Raw genomic sequence first — 2336 nt, forward strand, 5'->3', positions numbered from 1 at the left:
AGGTAACCATCTGGGCAGATACCGGTTTTCAAGGTATAGATAAACAGCATCCTAATACACAAATCCCAAAAAAAGGAACTCGAAAAAGACCTTTATCGCCTGAACAAAAACAAGAAAATAAAATAATCTCGGGCATCCGTATTACAGTTGAACACGCCATCGCGGGTATCAAGCGCCTCGGTTGCATGACCCAAATTTTACGGAATCGTAGACCCTTTATTGATGATACCTTCTTACTCCTTAGCGCAGGTCTTTGGAATTTCCATCTCAGAACAGCGTAAAATTTACTTCAATCACCGAAACACCCTTATTTCACTATTAAGCAACACGCTTATAGTAACAAACAAAGAGAATCCCACCCGTGAATACGTCAAATCTATCATGGATGCCCGTTGGTCTGTTGAAGTTTATCATCGAGAAGTTAAACAAAATTGTGGTATTGAACGCTGTCAGGCTCGCACGAGCCGAGCGCAAAGAAATCATATTTTTCTCGCTATTTCTGCGTGGTTTGAACAACATAAACGTCGTATATCTGAAAAAATAACCCTTTATCAACAAAATTGGGACGTAATCAAAAATGCTATTGCTGAGCACATCCGTGATTGACGGAGATAAGATTTTCGTCGATGGAAATCTCGATCTCCATGATACGAGCATTACTCGTTTACCGGACAACCTGAGAGTTGGCGGCTGGCTTGACCTCGGCGGTACAAGCATAACTCGCTTACCCGATAATCTGAGCGTTGGTGGCTGGTTTAACCTCCGCCGCACTGGAATTTCGAGTTTGCCGGATAACTTGAAAGTTAACAGATTCATCCACTTGCATCCTGAGGAAATAACCAATATTGCCTATCGTAAATTATGGAAACATAGCGATTACACCGTTTTTGCGGCGTGGATAAATGGTGAATGCTGCGTTGTTGTTAACGAAAAGATTTACACATTGGGAGAGTTCTTCAGGGGAGCGCAAGCGTATGCGGCAGATGTCGCAAAGGCGGCGCGGGAATGCGTGGCTGAACTGATGCAACGCTGGAAAGGGACTTGCTGGATGCCGACCCCGGGTAAGTCAGAGGTGATAAAAATGAAAGTGTCAGATTTAAAAAAAGCCCATGAAATGACAATCGATTTAAGGGGCAAAATAGATGGTTACAAAAGATTAATTAATGGTATAGAGCTACAGATGTGTATTGGTTCAACGTGGATTGATGAATCACTTGTTGATGCTATAAAGCCAGCTGTGCTAACTGAATTTCAGCGTCGCATTGAAGAAATTAAAGAAGAGCTAGCTGCGTTCGGAGTTGATGCCGATGAGTTGGGTTAAATAATAGTCAACGAAAGCAATAATACATAGCTATCGCTTTCAAGAAAATTTTATAATTAATGTTGCAATAGTTGAAACTATACCAATGGTTATAACGATAACTCTGCTGAGTTTTATAAGCAGTCCATTGGTTAACGCCTCCATATCCTTGCGGACTAGAGAAATTTGGGCGTCAGTCTTTTCAAAGCGAGCCAACATCTGTGCATAGTTTTTATCAAAACGATGCTCCATGTCCTTGCGGACATCGGAGATTTCGGCTGATAAGTCCTTTCGGACATCGGCGATCTGGGCGTCGGTTTTCTCGAATCGATGCTCCATATCCTTACGCACATCTGCGATGTTGCGGTTCACTTCTGCGATATCAGCCTTAGTAGCTACATCCGCCACTTCGTGAGACTTACGCACGACGAGCGAGATCGCCCGCGCCTGTTCTCTAGAAATGCCGGAAGTCTCAAGCTCTTCTGAGGCCTGTAATGTATCAAATGCGACTTGGCCCATAGCGGATCCTCCTGTTTTTTATTTAGTTTAACCTATTAATGAGTGATTCATGCAAAATATTCTTTCTGCGCTGCGGCGAGAGGGCAACGATGATCATCTTGGCCCTTGCATCTCTCCGGCAATCTGGACTATAGTCATGCCTAGCACCTTAACAAAACGGGTGCAGGGTTTGGAATCCCGAGTAATCAAGCGGACATAAGCCGCTAGCAGCGGTTTTTTTGTGTCCAGTATAACCAGCGTTATGCACCTATTATGGTGGGATGTAACGGGGGAGCCGAAAGGCTCGCCGGGTTTTCTTGATTGCCGGTATTCCAACTCCGTTACGTCTCGCCACCCCGTTTGGAATCGGGTTGGTGAGGTTTGAAAAACCTAATCAAGAGGCCGAAACTATAAACTAGTTGCTGAATAGAGACTTGCATTTTTTGTCACGCTATTGAGAATAAAAAGAGGTTTAACTTAGAGAATAAAGGTTTGAAATGATCAACAAAGAGCGGCTGTTACGAGATAATCGTTTATG

Annotated in this window: 4 protein-coding genes; 3 read left to right on the plus strand and 1 reads right to left on the minus strand. The window is 43.5% G+C overall.

Annotation, left to right across the window (positions count from 1 at the left end):
• From CBG25_RS04025 to CBG25_RS04035, 3 genes are all read left to right on the plus strand, one after another.
• A partial coding sequence (locus CBG25_RS04025; RefSeq protein WP_290603775.1) for a transposase family protein occupies window positions 1–281 on the plus strand: 281 nt, incomplete at its 5' end.
• The gene (locus CBG25_RS04030; RefSeq protein WP_290604688.1) at window positions 223–606 is read left to right on the plus strand and encodes a transposase; all 384 of its coding nucleotides are present in this window, start codon (window positions 223–225) and stop codon (window positions 604–606) included. The genes CBG25_RS04025 and CBG25_RS04030, both read left to right, overlap by 59 nt.
• Window positions 599–1321, plus strand: coding sequence for a hypothetical protein (locus CBG25_RS04035; protein ID WP_290604690.1), 723 nt, complete (start codon window positions 599–601; stop codon window positions 1319–1321). Before CBG25_RS04030 ends, CBG25_RS04035 begins: the two co-directional genes overlap by 8 nt.
• A 39-nt stretch (window positions 1322–1360) precedes the next feature.
• Here CBG25_RS04035 and CBG25_RS04040 read toward each other — a convergent pair whose 3' ends face one another.
• Window positions 1361–1819: a hypothetical protein gene (locus CBG25_RS04040; RefSeq protein ID WP_290604692.1), complete on the minus strand. Its 459-nt coding sequence runs from the start codon at window positions 1817–1819 to the stop codon at window positions 1361–1363.
• Window positions 1820–2336: the final 517 nt, after the last annotated feature.

It is taken from the genome of Arsenophonus sp. ENCA (assembly GCF_002287155.1).
GTDB classification, from domain to species: domain Bacteria; phylum Pseudomonadota; class Gammaproteobacteria; order Enterobacterales; family Enterobacteriaceae; genus Arsenophonus; species Arsenophonus nilaparvatae.